Consider the following 16,187-nt stretch of genomic DNA (forward strand, 5'->3'; position numbering starts at 1 on the left):
TCGGAACCCGGGACCCCTCGACCTGGCGGATTACCCGGCGGGGAGTTGGGCACAACGCATGCAGGTTTGCCGCACGACTTCCGCGAGGTGGTGAATCGTACGGTATGCCCCGTTGCCGCGGGGCTGAAGTCGATTTATCGTCCCAGCACGATTCGCGTGCAAGATCACAGTGTGTGAAGGGGCCGCGGCCATGGTGGCGAAGAAGACCGCCGTACAGCAGTCGACGCCCGGGTCCCCGGGCGCCTCAGGCGGTGCGGCCAAGGACGTCGGGGGGAAGAAGAGCCTGCGGAGGGGCGCGGCCGAGCGGGAGGTCGAGGCCGTGAGGACGAAGGCGGCGGCGGTGGAGCAGGCTCCTGGGAAGGGGGCTGCCGGGAAGGCCGCGGGGAAGGCTGCTGGGAGGCAGGGCTCGGGGAAAGCGGCCTCTCGGAAAGCGGCCGCGGGGAAGGAGACCTCCAGGAAAGCGGCCTCGGGGAAAGCGGCTGCGGGGAAGGCCCCTGCGGCTTCGAAGGGGGCTCCTGCTGGGAAGGGTGCTTCCACGGAGGCGGCTGCTGCGAGGGGTGCGACCAAGCGGGGTGCGACCAAGAAGGGCGCTTCCGCGACGGGCGCGTCCAAGGTGGCCGCTTCGGTGGAGGGTGGGGCTGCGGGGGGTCCCTCCAGGAGGGGTGCGGGGGCGAAACGCGCTGCTTCGAAGAGCGCCCAGAAGACGGGCGCAGCCAAGACGACTGCGGCCAGGAAGAGCACGTCCAAGAAGGCGGGCGCGGCCCAGGCCGCGGAGCAGACGGGAGCCACGACGGTGGTTGCGAAGAAGACCACGGCGGCGAAGACCGCCGTACCCAAGGCGCGCCTGCGCGTCGCCGCCGAGCCCGGTGAGCTCGCGGTGCGTCCCGGTGAGGACCCCTGGACCCCGGACGAGGTCGCCGAGGCCCGCGCCGAACTGCAGTCGGAGGCGACGAGACTCAGCAACGAGATCACCGCCTCCGAGGAGTCCCTGGTGGGCCTGATGCGGGACTCCGGGGACGGCGCCGGCGACGATCAGGCGGACACCGGCACGAAGAACATCACGCGTGAGCACGAGCTGGCGCTCGCCGCCAACGCGCGCGAGATGCTCATCCAGACCGAGCGCGCCCTCGGGCGGCTCGACGCGGGTACCTACGGCCTGTGCGAGAACTGCGGCGATCCCATCGGCAAGGCCCGGATGCAGGCGTTCCCGCGGGCCACCCTGTGCGTCGAGTGCAAGCAGAAGCAGGAACGCCGGTACTGACCAGTACCCGGGTGCTGGTGGGCGTGCCGTACTCTCGTCCTCAGTCAGGTACCTAGGTTGAGGGACTCACGTGGCAGAGGCGGAGCGGATCATCGGTACGCCGGAATCCCCGGAGGGGGCTGGTGCCGAGCCGGAGCAGTCGTCCGGTCCGGATTCCGGTTCGGCGGGGCAGCAGGACGCGGGCGCGCGACCCAGGGGCAAGCGGCGGATCGTCGTCCTGTTCGCGGTCGCGGCGTTCGCCTACGCCCTCGACCTGATCAGCAAGATGATCGTGGTCGCCAAGCTGGAGCACCACGCGCCGATCGAGATCGTCGGGGAGTGGCTGCGGTTCGAGGCCATCCGCAACGCGGGCGCGGCCTTCGGTTTCGGTGAGGCCTTCACCGTGATCTTCACGATGATCGCGGCGACCGTGATCCTGGTCATCGCCCGGCTCGCCCGCAAGCTCTACAGCCTGCCCTGGGCGATCGCGCTCGGTCTGCTGCTCGGTGGCGCGCTCGGCAACCTCACCGACCGGATCTTCCGTTCGCCGGGCGTGTTCGAGGGCGCGGTCGTCGACTTCATCGCGCCCAAGCACTTCGCGGTCTTCAACCTCGCCGACTCGGCGATCGTGTGCGGCGGCATCCTGATCGTGCTGCTGTCGTTCAAGGGGCTCGACCCGGACGGCACCGTCCACAAGGACTGAGCCCGCCGGACCTGCGGGAGGGGTTGTCCACAGGCTCCGTACGGGGCGGGCCGGCCCGTCCGGCATACTCGACGGGTGAGCACCATTCCCGAGATCCGCACCCTGCCCGTACCCGACGGCCTGGAGGGCGAGCGCGTCGACGCCGCCATCTCCCGCATGTTCGGCTTCTCCCGGACGAAGGCGGCCGAACTCGCCGCCGCGGGGAAGGTCACGGTCGACGGGTCGGTGGTCGGGAAGTCCGAGCGGGTGCACGGCGGGGCCTGGCTGGAGGTCGAGATGCCGCAGGCGCCCGCGCCCGTGCAGATCGTCGCCGAACCGGTCGAGGGCATGGAGATCGTGCACGACGACGAGGACGTGGTCGTGATCGTCAAGCCGGTCGGTGTCGCCGCGCACCCCTCGCCGGGCTGGACCGGGCCGACCGTGATCGGCGGACTCGCGGCCGCCGGGTACCGCATCTCCACCTCGGGCGCCGCCGAGCGTCAGGGCATCGTGCACCGACTGGACGTGGGCACCTCCGGCCTGATGGTCGTGGCCAAGTCGGAGTACGCGTACACCTCGCTCAAGCGCCAGTTCAAGGAGCGCACGGTCGACAAGCGGTACCACACGCTCGTCCAGGGCCACCCCGACCCGACCAGCGGCACCATCGACGCGCCCATCGGCCGCCACCCCAACCACGACTACAAGTGGGCGGTCACCGCCGACGGGAAGGCGTCGGTCACGCACTACGACATGATCGAGGCGTTCCGCGCCGCCTCCCTGCTCGACGTGAAGCTGGAGACCGGGCGTACCCACCAGATCCGTGTGCACATGGCCGCCCACCGCCATCCCTGCGTCGGCGACCTGACGTACGGCGCCGACCCCACGCTCGCCAAGCGGCTGCGGCTGACCCGTCAGTGGCTGCACGCCGTCCGGCTCGGCTTCGAGCACCCCGGGGACGGGCGGTGGGTGGAGTTCGAGTGCGGCTACCCGGACGACCTGCAGCAGGCCCTGGACCAGGTGCGCGAGGAGACCTACGCATGAGCCCGATGTCGTACGCGCTGCGTGTCGCTGAGGACCCCGCCGACCGGGAGGCCTGTTTCCGGGTGCGCAAGGAGGTCTTCGTGCGTGAGCAGGGGGTCCCCGAGGACATCGAGTACGACGCCTACGACGCCGACGCCGTGCATGTCCTGGCGATCCGGGAGGACGGCGTACCGCTCGGCACGGGGCGGCTGCTGCACGGCGAGACGGCCGCGGCGAAGACCGGCGCAGATCTGTCCGTGGGGTCGCTGGGGCGGCTCGCGGTGACGAAGGCCGCGCGGGGGCTCGGGGTCGGGGCGGCGCTGGTCGGGGCCATCGAGGAAGCGGCCCGCGCGCGGGGACTCACGGCTGTGGACCTGCACGCGCAGACCCGGGCGACGGGGTTCTACGAGCGGCTGGGATACGTGGCCTACGGCCCGGAGTTCCCGGACGCGGGGATCCCGCACCGGGCCATGCGCCGCGCTCTGTGACTGGGGGCTTCGGGCGGGGCCTTCTGTGACCGGGGAGGTCCGGAAGGGCAGGTGAGCACGGTGGCGTGGCAGGCTTGAGGTCCGCTGTGTGAACGTCGAGACCTCCCGGAGCACTGACCGTGGATCAGTTGGCCCTGTTGTTCGTGCTGTTGCTCGGGGCCGTGGTGAGCGTCCCGGTGGGAGAGCGGTTCGGGTTGCCGGCGCCGGTGCTGATGACGCTCCTCGGGATCGTCCTCGCCCTGCTCGACTTCGTGCCGAACGTCAACATCCCGCCGGATCTCATCCTGCCCGCGCTCCTGCCGTCGTTGCTGTACGCCGCCGTGAGACGCACGTCCTGGCGGCAGTTCACCGCCAACATGCGACCCATTCTCCTGCTGGCCGTGGCGTTGGTCTTCGTCACCACGCTGACCGTGGCCGTCGTCGCGAGCGCGATCGTGCCCGGGCTGCCGATCGCCGCCGCGGTGGCGCTGGGCGCCCTGGTGGCGCCGCCCGACCCGGTCGCCGCGACCGCCGTCGCCGGGCAACTCGGGCTGCCACGCCGGCTGGTGTCCATTCTGGAGGGCGAGGGGCTCTTCAACGACGTCACGGCCATCGTGCTGTACCACGTGGCGATCGCGGCGGCCATCAGCGGGTCCTTCTCGCCGTGGAAGGCGGGGCTCGACCTGGTGCTGTCCGCCGTCGTCGCGGTGGCGGTCGGGCTGGCGCTGGGCTGGGGCGCCAACAAGTTGATGGACCTGCTCGACGACGCCACCCTGCAGATCGGGCTCACGCTGCTGGTGCCGTACGCCTCGTACGTGCTGGCGGAGGAGTTCCACGGGTCCGGGGTGCTCGCCGTGCTCACCACCGCGTTGTTCCTCGCCGAGTACGCCACCGACGCCGACGACGTGCTGACCCGGCTGGCCGGGCACACCTTCTGGAACATCGTCGACACGCTGGTCACGGGCGTGGCGTTCGGGCTGATCGGGCTGGAGCTGCACAACGCGATCAGGACGGCGTCCGGGCGGTGGGCCGAGATGCTCGGGTGGGCGGCGGCGGTCGTGGGGGTGGTCGTGTTGGTGCGGCTGCTGTGGTTGATGCCGGCGACCTGGCTGACCAAGCGGTTGCACGCGCGGCGCGACCACGACGAGGACATCCCGATGACCTGGCGGGAGACCGTCGTCATGTGGTGGTCGGGGATGCGGGGGGTGGCCTCGGTGGCGTTGGCGCTGGCGATCCCGTTGAAGACGGATGAGGGGGCGCCGTTTCCGGACCGGGACGAGATCGTGTTCATCGCGTTCGGGGTGATCATGGCGACGCTGGTGCTTCAGGGGCTGACCTTGCCGTGGCTCGTGAAGCGGCTGGGGGTGCGGGCGGACACGGATCGGGAGAAGCAGTTCGAGAAGGCGTTGGCGGTTCGCGCGGCGAAGGCGGCGAAGCAACGGCTCCGGGAGATCGAGACGGTGGAGGACCTGCCGGAGGAGTTGTCCGAGCAGATGGTGCGACGGGCCTTCGAGATCGGGGTGCGGATCAGTCCGGACATGGGGGAGGAGGAGCGACGCGAGGCGCATGTGCAGCGGGTGCGGAGGCTCAAGCGGGCGCGGCGGATCCACGGGGAGATGTTGAGTGCGGCGCGGCACGAGGTGCTGGCGGCGCGGAACGAGCCCGGGGCGGACCCGGAGGTGGTGGACCGGGTGCTGCGGCATCTTGATGTGCGCAGCTTGCGGTGAGAGTTCGGCCCGATACGCGGACCGCTCCGCCCGGACCCGCCGCCCGCCGCCGTCCTGTACGGCGCCGGACTCGGCGGGCCTCGGTCCTTCTGCGGTAAGGCTGCTGCGGAGGCAGCAGGTTCAGCGGCCCGGGCCGGTTCGTGGTGAATCGTGAAGGCGGCGCGGGCCGGTGCGGTCCCGGGAGGGAGCGGCCTCGTCGAGGGACGGGCCGCCGTTGCCCCGGCCCCGGGGAACAGCCGCGTCGGCCGTGTTGACGCGGGGGAGGGCGTACGGGTGTTCCTCGGACAGCCAGCGGATCATGCTTTCGCGGACCGTGACCCGTACCGTCCAGATGTCGTCCGCGTCCTTGGCCGTCACCAGGGCCCGTACCTGCATGGTGTTCGGGGTGGTGTCCGTGACGTCCAGGCCGTAGGCGCGGCCGTCCCAGGCCGGGCAGTGGCGCAGGATGTCACGCAGCTTCTCGCGCATCGCCTCCATGGGGGCCATGTGGTCGAGGTGCCAGTACACGATGCCGGTCATCTGCGGGGTCCCGCGCGACCAGTTCTCGAACGGCTTGGAGGTGAAGTACGAGACGGGCATCGTGATCCGGCGCTCGTCCCAGGTCCGCACGGTCAGGAAGGTCAGGGTGATCTCCTCGACCGTGCCCCACTCGCCGTCCACCACGACCGTGTCACCGATGCGCACCATGTCGCCGAACGCGATCTGCAGTCCCGCGAACAGGTTGCTGAGCGTCGACTGCGCGGCGACACCGGCGACGATGCCGAGGATGCCGGCGGAGGCCAGCAGCGAGGCGCCCGCCGCGCGGAACGCGGGGAACGTCAGGAGCATCGCGGCGACCCCCACCACACCGACCACGGCGGACACCACGCGCATGATCAATGTCACCTGGGTGCGCACGCGCCGGACCCGGGCAGCGTCCCGATGGGCCCGCGCGTAGCGGCTGTACGTCGTCTCCACTATCGCGGAGGCGATCCGGATCACCAGCCAGGCGGTGGCTCCGATGAGGACCAGCGTGAGGGTCCTGCCGACCCCGTCCTGGTGCCGTTCCAACAGCCTCGCCTCGTCGAACGACCCTCTCAACAGGGCCGCGCAGAGTACGAGCTGGTAGGGAATCCGGCCACGACGGAGCAGACCCCACAGGGGGGTCTCGTGATGTCGTTCGTCGGCCTTGCGCAGCAGCAGGTCGGTGGCCCAGCCGATGAGCAGCGTGAGCAGGACCGAGCCGCCGACCACGATCAGTGGGCGGAGTACGTTCTCCATGCCTCCGAACGTAACCGTCCCCGGGCGTTCATGAACATGTGACTTCCGACGCGATGTGGGTAGGGCGGTGCTCGCGAGGCGGGATCCGCGCTCTGATCCGCCGCGGGAGCACCGGTGTCGTACCCGGCTGGCACCATGGCCTCATGAACATCATGCTCTTCCATTCGACCTACGGTCCGAGACCTGCCGTGGCCGCGGCGGCGGACCGGTTGCGCGCCGCCGGGCACGAGGTGTGGACGCCGGACCTCTTCGGGGGACGCACGTTCGACACCGTCGAGGAGGGCATGGCCTTCAAGGACGAGCTCGGCAAGGACGAACTGCTCAAGCGGGCCGTACTGGCCGCCGCGCCCTACTCGGAACGGGGGCTCGTGTACGCCGGTTTCTCCCTCGGCGCCTCCATCGCGCAGACCCTCGCGCTGGGCGACGCCAAGGCCCGCGGTCTGCTCCTGCTGCACGGCACCTCGGACATCGCGGCCAACGCCGAGGCGGACGAGCTGCCCGTCCAACTGCATGTGGCCGAGCCGGATCCCTTCGAGACCGACGACTGGCTGAGCGCCTGGTATCTCCAGATGCGCAGAACGGGCGCCGATGTCGAGGTCTACCGGTATGCCGGAGCCGGCCACCTGTACACCGACCCCGAACTGCCGGACTACGACGAGGAGGCCGCCGAGGCCACCTGGCGGGTGGCGCTCGGCTTCCTCGACTCGCTGTAGCGGTCCGTCGCGAGGGACCTCCACCTACGGTCGGACAAGGTGTTCGGCGCTGTCCGGATTCTCCGGCCGCGTCCGGAATGGTGCTCTACACCGGGTCGTAGGCGCGCTCCACCTTCTGCGTGCCGGTGCGGGTGCGGTACGAACGGGCCCAGGCCGAGGTCGCGTCGGCCTTCGTGCGGTCGGACAGGACGTAGTAGTCCATCTGCGCACGGTCGGCGGTGATGTCCAGGACGCCGTAGCCGTGGCGGTCGGTGTCGACCCAGTGGACGTGCCGGTTGGCGGCGCGGATGACCGGCGAGGCGATCGCGGAGACGGTGCCCTCGGGGACCTTCACCAGGTCGTCGAGGTTGTCGGAGGTCACCGAGGTGACCACGAACTCGGTGGCGGCCGAGGCCGACAGCGGGTACGTGCCGGCGTCCACCGGCACGTCGTTGGCCCACGCCATGTGGATGTCGCCGGTCAGGAAGACGGTGTTGCCGATCGCGTTAGAGCGCAGGTGGGCCAGCAGTTCACGGCGGTCGTCGGTGTAGCCGTCCCACTGGTCGGGGTTGAGGCCGAGGCCCTCCTGCGGCAGCCCCAGCAGCTTGGCGAGCGGCTTCAGGAGGTCCGCGGAGAGGGAGCCGATGGCGAACGGCGAGATCATCACCGAGTTGCCGACCAGCCGCCAGGCGGTGTCGGACGACTTCAGCCCGGCCTTCAGCCAGTCGAGTTGGGCGCGTCCGGTGATCGTACGGTCCGGGTCGTCGACCGAGCCGTTGCCGACGCCGACCTGCTGCGAACGGAAGGACCGCAGGTCGAGCAGCGAGAGGTCGGCGAGCCTGCCGAAGCGCAGCCGCCGGTAGGTGGTTCCCGCGACGGCCGTGCGCACCGGCATCCACTCGAAGTAGGCCTGCTTGGCGGCGGCCTGGCGGGCGAACCAGGTGCCCTCGGCGCCCTCGGTGTGGTTCTCGGCCCCGCCGGACCAGGCGTCGTTGGCGAACTCGTGGTCGTCCCAGATCGCGATCACGGGCGCGGTGCTGTGCAGCGCCCGGAGGTCGGGGTCGGTCTTGTAACGGCCGTGCCGGACGCGGTAGTCGGCCAGCGTGAGGATCTCGTGGGACGGCGCGTGCGGCCGTACGACGGTGCCCCGGGTGCCGTACGCGCCGGTGCCGTACTCGTAGATGTAGTCGCCCAGGTGCAGCCAGGCGTCCAGGTCGCCGCGGGCCGCGAGATGGCGGTACGACGAGAAGTAGCCGGCCTCCCAGTTGGCGCAGGAGACCACCCCGAAGCGGAGGTTCGCCACGGCGGCGTCGGCGGCGGGCGCGGTGCGGGTGCGGGCGACGGGGGAGTCGGTGCCCTGGGCGGAGAAGCGGAACCAGTAGTCCGTCGCCGGCGCCAGGCCCCGTACGTCGGCCTTCACGGTGTGGTCGGAGGCGGCGGTGGCGGTGACTGAACCCTTGGCGACGATGTCGGTCATCGCCTTGTCCCTGGCGACGAGCCAGTCGACCGGGGTGTCCGGGCCGAGCCCGGAGCCCGGTACCGCCTCGGCGGTGGGCGTCACACGGGTCCACAGCAGGACGCCGTCGGGAAGCGGGTCCCCGGAGGCGACCCCGTGGAGGAAGGCGGGAGAGTCGGCGTCGGCCCGCGCGGGCAGGGCGGCGACGAGCGGACCGGCCAGCACCGCGGAGGCGGCTGCGGCCTTGACGACCGTACGGCGGCGCGGGGACAGGGAGTTGGCTGAACCGGCGCTCTCGGATGATCTGTATCGACTGGTCACGACCGATCAGGTTACTGATCGGTATGCGCCGAGAGCGGGCGAACTCGGAAAGTTCGCCCGCTCTTCACGTGGCGGCAGGAGTTCCCGCGGGTGTCAGCCCTTGAGAGCCGCGCCCACCACCTTGTCGAAGTCCGCCACCGTCATCAGCGGCTTGCCGTCGTTGAGCTGCTTGCCGTCCATGACGAAGCCCGGGGTGCCGGTCACGCCTTCCTTGTTGTCGTCGAAGGTCTTCGACATGGCCATCGCCCAGGGGTCGTAGGTGCCCTTCTTGACCGCGTCCTGGAACTTGGTGTTGTTCTTCAGCGCGGGGACGGTGTTCGCGACCTTGATGAGGTAGGCGTCGTCCTTGAACTTGTCGGTCGTCTCGTCCGGGTGCCACTTCGTCGAGTACATCGCGGTCTTGTACTCGAGGAACGCCTCGGGGCTCACGTTCAGCGCGGCGCCCAGGGCGCTCAGCGCGTTCTTGGAACCCTCGCCGTTGTCCTTGTTGTCGATGAACGTGGCGCCGACGTACTGGAACTTGAACTTTCCGCCGTCGATGTCCTTCTTCACGGTCGGGCCGACGGTCTGCTCGAACTGGGCGCAGATCGGACAGCGCGGGTCCTCGTAGATCTTGAGGGTCTTCTTCGCGCTGCTCTTGCCTATGACCACGGTGGTGCCGTCGGCGCCGGTGGTGTTGGCCGGGGCGACGACCTTCTCGTCCTTCATGGCCTCCCAGTGGCTGGGCTTCTGCGACTGGACGACGGCGTAACCGATGCCGCCGGCCAGCGCCAGCACGGCGACGACCGAACCGGCGACGATGGCCTGCCGCTTGACCTTGTCGCGCTTGGCCTGCCGCTCGCGCTCCTGGCGCAGCCGTTCCCGGGCGGCCGTCTTCGCTGACTGGCTGTTCCGCTTGCTCATGGTGATGTTCTCCGTAGGGGACGCGCACACGACGTGGGCGTGTGCGGGATACGTATGGGGGTCCGGCTGGTGCTCAGCCGCGGTTCGGTGCCGCTCGGGCCGAGTCCGGCTCGGACTCAGGCGTGGGCGAACGCGACCGGGCACGGCGGTCCACGCCGTCCCAGGGAGTGCACGAGGAGCCGCTCGCGCGCGGTGGTCGTACGCGGGCCGGGGTGCCGCGCGGGGAGCGCCGCGGGGGCCGTGCGTACCGTCACGGCCGCGACCGCCAGCAGCAGCGGGCGGAACGTGGTCGCGGCCACCGCCCGCAGCAGCTGGGCCAGCGCTCGCTCGCCGCGGCGCAGATAGGCGGCCGCGAGGAGACCGACGCCGACGTGCGCGCCCAGCAGCAGCCAGGTGGTCGCCGGGTCGGCGTGGGCGAGCAGCCCCGCCAGCCGGTCGGTGCCGGTGCCGGTCACCCGGGTCAGCGGGGCGCCGAGGCCGGTGCCGCCGCCGCACAGTACGTCGAAGCCGACGGAGCGCAGGGGGCCGGTGACCGGGCCGCCGGCCGCGCCGTAGCAGACGTGCTGGCCGGTGGTGAACACCGTGTCGGCGGCCAGTTCCAGCGGGATCAGCAGGGCCGCGATCCGGCCGAAGCCGCGCTCCCGGCCGGCCAGGGCGTAGGCGACCACGAACACGACGGCCGCGATCGCGGCCACCGTGTTCAGCGGCAGCGGGACCCGGGACAGCAGCACGTGCGACGCGCTGCTGAGTGTCACGACGAGTGCCGTGAACAGTGCCGCGCGTACGGCTCTGAGCTGAGTCCCGGATATGTCCATAGCGAAGAAGAGTCTGTCACGTGGGCCGGTAAGGGACCCCTAAAAGATCCCTGTGAGCGGGCCTACCGACAGCGGATCGTCACAGACCCGGAATCCGGCCGTTGCGGAACAGGTCCACGAAGGTCTGGTGGTCGGCACGCGCCCGTGCGCCGTACTCGTGCGCGAAGTCGACCAGGAGGCCCGCGAAGCCCTCCTCGTCGGCGGCGATCGCCGCGTCGATGGCGCGCTCGGTGGAGAACGGCACCAGGGACTCGCCGGACTGGTCGTCCGCCGCCGCGTGCATGGTGGCGGTGGCCCGGCCCAGGTCGGCGACGACCGCCGCGATCTCCTCGGGGTCGTCGATGTCGCCCCAGTCGAGGTCCACGGCGTACGGCGAGACCTCCGCGACCAGCTGGCCCGCGCCGTCCAGCTCGGTCCAGCCGAGCCACGGGTCGGCGTGCGCCTGGAGGGCGCGCTGCGAGATCACCGTGCGGTGCCCCTCGTGCTGGAAGTAGTCCCGGATCTCCGGGTCGGTGATGTGGCGCGAGACGGCCGGGGTCTGGGCCTGCTTGATGTAGATCACGACGTCGTTCTCCAGGGCGTCGCTGTGGCCCTCAAGGAGGATGTTGTACGAGGGCAGGCCGGCCGAACCGATGCCGATGCCGCGGCGGCCGACGACGTCCTTCACGCGGTACGAGTCGGGGCGGGCCAGTGACGTGGCTGGCAGCGTCTCCAGATAGCCGTCGAAGGCGGCGAGGACCTTGTAGCGGGTGGCCGCGTCCAGCTCGATGGAGCCGCCGCCCGGGGCGAAGCGGCGCTCGAAGTCACGGATCTCCGTCATCGAGTCGAGCAGCCCGAAGCGGGTCAGCGAGCGGGCGTCCCGCAACGCGTCCAGGAGCGGGCCCTGGGCGGTGTCCAGGGTGAAGGGCGGCACCTCGTCGCTCTTCGCGCCGGTGGCCAGGGCGTGGACGCGCTCGCGGTACGCGCCCGCGTACACCTCCACCAGCTCGGTGATCTGGTCGTCGCCGAGCGCCTTGGCGTATCCGATCAGCGCGATGGAGGCGGAGAAGCGCTTGAGGTCCCAGGTGAAGGGGCCGACGTACGCCTCGTCGAAGTCGTTCACGTTGAAGATCAGCCGGCCGTTGGCGTCCATGTACGTGCCGAAGTTCTCCGCGTGCAGGTCGCCGTGGATCCACACGCGGGAGGTGCGCTCGTCCAGGTAGGGGCCGCCCCGCTTCTCGGCGTCCAGGTCGTGGTAGAAGAGGGCGGCCGTGCCCCGGTAGAACGCGAAGGCCGAGGCCGCCATTTTCCGGAACTTCACGCGGAACGCGGCCGGGTCGGCGGCCAGGAGCCGTCCGAAGGCGGTGTCGAAGACGGCGAGGATCTCCTCGCCGCGGTGCTCGTCCTTGAGCTGCGAAACCGACATCGCTGGGTGCCTCCTGGTACGGATGATGCGTGACGAGTGGGACCGGACCTCCCGCCCGGACCAACGCGCGGCGGTCGGCGGGAGTGCCCGTTCTTCTTCACATGAAGGTACGCGGGGGAACCGGCTCGGTGTCAGTGTCGAGGCATAGACTTCGACGCTGTCCCCCGGACTGCCCGCAACCGGTGGGACGCCCGTCGACCAATGTTTCCCTTGGAGGCCGCAGCCGTGTCAAAGCCGCCGTTCACGCACCTGCACGTCCACACCCAGTACTCGCTGCTGGACGGTGCCGCGCGGCTCAAGGACATGTTCAAGGCGTGCGAGGAGATGGGGATGACCCACATCGCCATGTCCGACCACGGCAACCTCCACGGCGCGTACGACTTCTTCCACACCGCGAAGAAGTCCGGGGTCACCCCGATCATCGGCATCGAGGCCTACGTCGCGCCCGAGTCCCGCCGCAACAAGCGCAAGATCCAGTGGGGCCAGCCGCACCAGAAGCGGGACGACGTCTCCGGTTCGGGTGGTTACACCCACAAGACCATCTGGGCGGCCAACTCGACGGGCCTGCACAACCTCTTCAAGCTCTCCTCGGACGCGTACGCGGAGGGCTGGCTGCAGAAGTGGCCCCGGATGGACAAGGAGACCATCTCCCAGTGGTCCGAGGGGCTCATCGCCTCCACCGGCTGTCCCTCCGGCGAGCTCCAGACCCGGCTGCGCCTCGGCCAGTTCGACGAGGCCCTGAAGTCCGCCGCCGAGTACCAGGACATCTTCGGCAAGGACCGCTACTTCCTGGAGCTGATGGACCACGGCATCGACATCGAGCACCGGGTTCGTGACGGCCTCCTGGAGATCGGCAAGAAGCTCGGCATCCCGCCGCTGGTGACGAACGACTCGCACTACACCTACGCGCACGAGGCGACCGCGCACGACGCCCTGCTGTGCATCCAGACCGGCAAGAACCTCTCCGACCCGGACCGCTTCCGCTTCGACGGCACCGGCTACTACCTGAAGTCCACGGACGAGATGTACGCCATCGACTCGTCGGACGCCTGGCAGGAGGGCTGCGCCAACACCCTCCTGGTGGCCGAGCAGATCGACACGGCCGGCATGTTCGAGGCGAAGAACCTCATGCCGAAGTTCGACATCCCCGAGGGCTACACCGAGGTCACCTGGTTCAAGGAGGAGGTCCGCCGTGGCATGGAGCGCCGCTTCTCCGGCAACGTCCCGGAGGACCGCCAGAAGCAGGTCGAGTACGAGATGGACGTCATCATCCAGATGGGGTTCCCGGGCTACTTCCTGGTCGTCGCCGACTTCATCATGTGGGCCAAGAACCAGGGCATCGCGGTCGGCCCCGGCCGTGGTTCCGCGGCCGGTTCGATCGTCGCGTACGCCATGGGCATCACCGACCTCGACCCGATCCCGCACGGCCTGATCTTCGAGCGGTTCCTCAACCCCGAGCGCGTCTCCATGCCCGATGTCGACATCGACTTCGACGAGCGTCGGCGCGTCGAGGTGATCAGGTACGTCACGGAGAAGTACGGCGCTGACAAGGTCGCCATGATCGGCACGTACGGCAAGATCAAGGCGAAGAACGCCATCAAGGACTCCGCGCGCGTGCTGGGCTACCCGTACGCCATGGGCGACCGCCTCACCAAGGCGATGCCCGCCGACGTCCTCGGCAAGGGCATCGACCTCAACGGCATCACCGACCCCTCGCACCCCCGCTACAGCGAGGCCGGCGAGATCCGCGCGATGTACGAGAACGAGCCGGACGTCAAGAAGGTCATCGACACCGCCAAGGGCGTCGAGGGCCTGGTCCGGCAGATGGGCGTGCACGCCGCCGGCGTCATCATGTCCAGCGAGCCCATCGTGGACCACGCCCCGATCTGGGTGCGGCACACGGACGGCGTGACCATCACGCAGTGGGACTACCCGCAGTGCGAGTCGCTCGGCCTGCTGAAGATGGACTTCCTCGGCCTGCGCAACCTGACGATCATGGACGACGCCGTCAAGATGGTGCGGTCCAACAAGGGCATCGACCTCCAGCTGCTCGATCTGCCGCTCGACGATCCGACGACCTTCGAACTGCTCCAGCGCGGTGAGACCCTCGGCGTCTTCCAGTTCGACGGCGGCCCCATGCGCTCCCTGCTGCGCCTGATGAAGCCCGACAACTTCGAAGACATCTCCGCCGTCTCGGCGCTCTACCGTCCGGGCCCGATGGGCATGGACTCGCACACCAACTACGCGCTGCGCAAGAACAAGCTCCAGGAGATCACCCCGATCCACAAGGAGCTGGAGGAGCCCCTCGAAGAGGTCCTCGCGGTCACCTACGGCCTGATCGTCTACCAGGAGCAGGTGCAGAAGGCCGCCCAGATCATCGCCGGCTACTCGCTCGGCGAGGCCGACATCCTCCGCCGCGTGATGGGCAAGAAGAAGCCCGACGAACTGGCGAAGAACTTCGTCCTCTTCCAGCAGGGCGCCCGCAAGAACGGCTACAGCGACGAGGCGATCCAGGCCCTGTGGGACGTGCTGGTCCCCTTCGCCGGCTACGCCTTCAACAAGGCGCACTCCGCCGCGTACGGCCTGGTCTCGTACTGGACCGGGTATCTGAAGGCGAACTATCCCGCCGAGTACATGGCGGCGCTGCTGACCTCGGTCAAGGACGACAAGGACAAGTCGGCCGTCTACCTCAACGAGTGCCGGCGCATGGGCATCAAGGTGCTCCCGCCGAACGTCAACGAGTCGCTGCACAACTTCGCCGCGCAGGGCGACGACGTGATCCTCTTCGGCCTCGAAGCCGTGCGCAACGTCGGCACGAACGTGGTCGAGTCGATCATCAAGAGCCGTAAGGCGAAGGGCAAGTACAGCTCCTTCCCCGACTACCTCGACAAGGTCGAGGCGGTCGCGTGCAACAAGCGCACCACGGAGTCGCTGATCAAGGCGGGCGCGTTCGACACCCTGGGGCACACCCGCAAGGGCCTCACCGCGCACTTCGAGCCGATGATCGACAACGTGGTGGCGGTCAAGCGCAAGGAGGCCGAGGGGCAGTTCGACCTCTTCGGCGGCATGGGCGAGGAGGACACCAGCGAGCCCGGCTTCGGACTCGACGTGGAGTTCACCACCGAGGAGTGGGACAAGACCTACCTCCTCGCCCAGGAGCGGGAGATGCTCGGTCTGTACGTCTCCGACCACCCGCTCTTCGGTCTGGAGCACGTGCTGTCCGACAAGGCGGACGCCGGTATCGCCCAGCTCACCGGAGGTGAGCACGCGGACGGCGCGGTCGTCACCATCGGCGGCATCATCTCCGGCCTCCAGCGCAAGATGACCAAGCAGGGCAACGCCTGGGCCATCGCCACGGTGGAGGACCTGGCCGGTTCCATCGAGTGCATGTTCTTCCCGGCCACCTACCAGCTCATCTCGACCCAACTCGTCGAGGACGCCGTGGTGTTCGTCAAGGGCCGCCTCGACAAGCGCGAGGACGTGCCGCGCCTGGTCGCCATGGAACTCCAGGTGCCGGACCTGTCGAACGCGGGCGCCAACGCGCCGGTGATCCTCACCATCCCGGCCACCCGGGTCACTCCGCCCATGGTCAGCCGCCTCGGTGAGATCCTCACGCACCACAAGGGCGAGAGCGAGGTCCGGATCAAGCTCCAGGGCCCGCGCAAGACGACCGTGCTGCGTCTGGACCGGCACCGCGTCAAGCCCGACCCGGCGTTGTTCGGCGACCTGAAGGTGCTGTTGGGCCCGTCCTGCCTGGCGGGCTGACGGCAGGCGGTCGACGTGCGCGAGGGGCGCATCCGGTCTCGGATGCGCCCCTCGGGGTATCGACGGTGTCTCGATGGGCGTCAACAGCCCGTCACCCGGATGTCAGTTGTGACCTGATGTCAGTTGTGACCGAAGCGCTTGTGACGCCCCTTGCGGGCCATGTCGCCCGGACTCACCTGCGGGGAGTGCTCCTCGCCCTGCGTCTCCATCGACGACGGGCGGGCCGCCTGCTGACCGCGCTCGGACTGGGGCTGCTTACGGTCCTGCTTCTTGTTCTTGGCCATGGTGCTGCCTCCTGTGGGGGATCTAGGGGCCAGGGCCGGGACCAGATTCACATAGGCTGACAAAGAGCGCATGTCGGATAATTACCGTGTGTGACAGGGCTTGTCGGAGCGCGAGGGGCCGAAACGCCACGCCGAAGATCGAGTTCGGGC

13 protein-coding genes are annotated in these 16,187 nt (G+C 69.5%); 7 read left to right on the forward strand and 6 right to left on the reverse strand.

Annotated features, from left to right (window positions below; translation table 11 throughout):
* The first annotated feature begins 190 nt into the window (after positions 1–190).
* The 5 genes from ACFYRY_RS12660 (at position 191) to ACFYRY_RS12680 (ending at position 5,136) form a co-directional block, all read left to right on the forward strand.
* A complete protein-coding gene (locus ACFYRY_RS12660) occupies positions 191–1,261 on the forward strand; it encodes a TraR/DksA C4-type zinc finger protein (protein WP_389143197.1) in 1,071 nt (356 codons plus the stop codon).
* Between the two features lie 70 nt (positions 1,262–1,331).
* On the forward strand, positions 1,332–1,943 hold the full coding sequence (lspA, locus tag ACFYRY_RS12665; protein WP_389143199.1) for a signal peptidase II: 612 nt from the start codon (positions 1,332–1,334) through the stop codon (positions 1,941–1,943).
* Positions 1,944–2,018: 75 nt separating this feature from the next.
* Positions 2,019–2,963, forward strand: a complete 945-nt coding sequence (locus tag ACFYRY_RS12670) for an RluA family pseudouridine synthase (RefSeq protein ID WP_389143202.1) — start codon at positions 2,019–2,021, stop codon at positions 2,961–2,963.
* The gene (locus ACFYRY_RS12675) at positions 2,960–3,430 is read left to right on the forward strand and encodes a GNAT family N-acetyltransferase (protein ID WP_389143204.1); all 471 of its coding nucleotides are present in this window, start codon (positions 2,960–2,962) and stop codon (positions 3,428–3,430) included. The genes ACFYRY_RS12670 and ACFYRY_RS12675 overlap by 4 nt, the downstream gene beginning before the upstream one ends.
* Positions 3,431–3,549: 119 nt before the next feature.
* Entirely contained in the window at positions 3,550–5,136 is a 1,587-nt protein-coding gene (locus ACFYRY_RS12680; RefSeq protein ID WP_389143207.1) for a Na+/H+ antiporter, read from the forward strand.
* Between the two features lie 120 nt (positions 5,137–5,256).
* Here the strand turns inward: ACFYRY_RS12680 and ACFYRY_RS12685 are convergent, their stop codons facing one another.
* Complete coding sequence (locus tag ACFYRY_RS12685; protein WP_389143209.1) at positions 5,257–6,396, reverse strand: mechanosensitive ion channel family protein; 1,140 nt, start codon at positions 6,394–6,396, stop codon at positions 5,257–5,259.
* A 143-nt stretch (positions 6,397–6,539) separates the two neighbouring features.
* On the opposite strand from ACFYRY_RS12685, the gene ACFYRY_RS12690 reads away from it, so the two are divergent.
* On the forward strand, positions 6,540–7,109 hold the full coding sequence (locus tag ACFYRY_RS12690) for a dienelactone hydrolase family protein (protein ID WP_389143212.1): 570 nt from the start codon (positions 6,540–6,542) through the stop codon (positions 7,107–7,109).
* Positions 7,110–7,194: 85 nt separating this feature from the next.
* Here ACFYRY_RS12690 and ACFYRY_RS12695 read toward each other — a convergent pair whose 3' ends face one another.
* From ACFYRY_RS12695 to ACFYRY_RS12710, 4 genes are all read right to left on the reverse strand, one after another.
* A complete protein-coding gene (locus tag ACFYRY_RS12695) occupies positions 7,195–8,865 on the reverse strand; it encodes an alkaline phosphatase D family protein (RefSeq protein ID WP_389143215.1) in 1,671 nt (556 codons plus the stop codon).
* Between the two features lie 93 nt (positions 8,866–8,958).
* A complete protein-coding gene (locus tag ACFYRY_RS12700; RefSeq protein WP_389143217.1) occupies positions 8,959–9,768 on the reverse strand; it encodes a thioredoxin domain-containing protein in 810 nt (269 codons plus the stop codon).
* Between the two features lie 116 nt (positions 9,769–9,884).
* Positions 9,885–10,583 carry a hypothetical protein gene (locus ACFYRY_RS12705; RefSeq protein WP_389143220.1) on the reverse strand — a complete coding sequence of 233 codons (699 nt, stop codon included), beginning with the start codon at positions 10,581–10,583 and terminating at the stop codon, positions 9,885–9,887.
* A 79-nt stretch (positions 10,584–10,662) separates the two neighbouring features.
* Entirely contained in the window at positions 10,663–11,988 is a 1,326-nt protein-coding gene (locus ACFYRY_RS12710) for a DUF2252 domain-containing protein (protein ID WP_389143223.1), read from the reverse strand.
* 225 nt (positions 11,989–12,213) lie between these two features.
* Between ACFYRY_RS12710 and dnaE the strand changes: the two genes are divergently transcribed.
* Positions 12,214–15,753, forward strand: coding sequence for a DNA polymerase III subunit alpha (gene dnaE / locus ACFYRY_RS12715; RefSeq protein WP_389143226.1), 3,540 nt, complete (start codon positions 12,214–12,216; stop codon positions 15,751–15,753).
* A gap of 119 nt (positions 15,754–15,872) precedes the next feature.
* Here dnaE and ACFYRY_RS12720 read toward each other — a convergent pair whose 3' ends face one another.
* On the reverse strand, positions 15,873–16,037 hold the full coding sequence (locus ACFYRY_RS12720; protein ID WP_356767132.1) for a hypothetical protein: 165 nt from the start codon (positions 16,035–16,037) through the stop codon (positions 15,873–15,875).
* Positions 16,038–16,187 lie beyond the last annotated feature (150 nt).

Source organism: Streptomyces sp. NPDC005263, from assembly GCF_042872365.1.
In the GTDB taxonomy this organism is placed as follows: Bacteria; Actinomycetota; Actinomycetes; order Streptomycetales; family Streptomycetaceae; genus Streptomyces.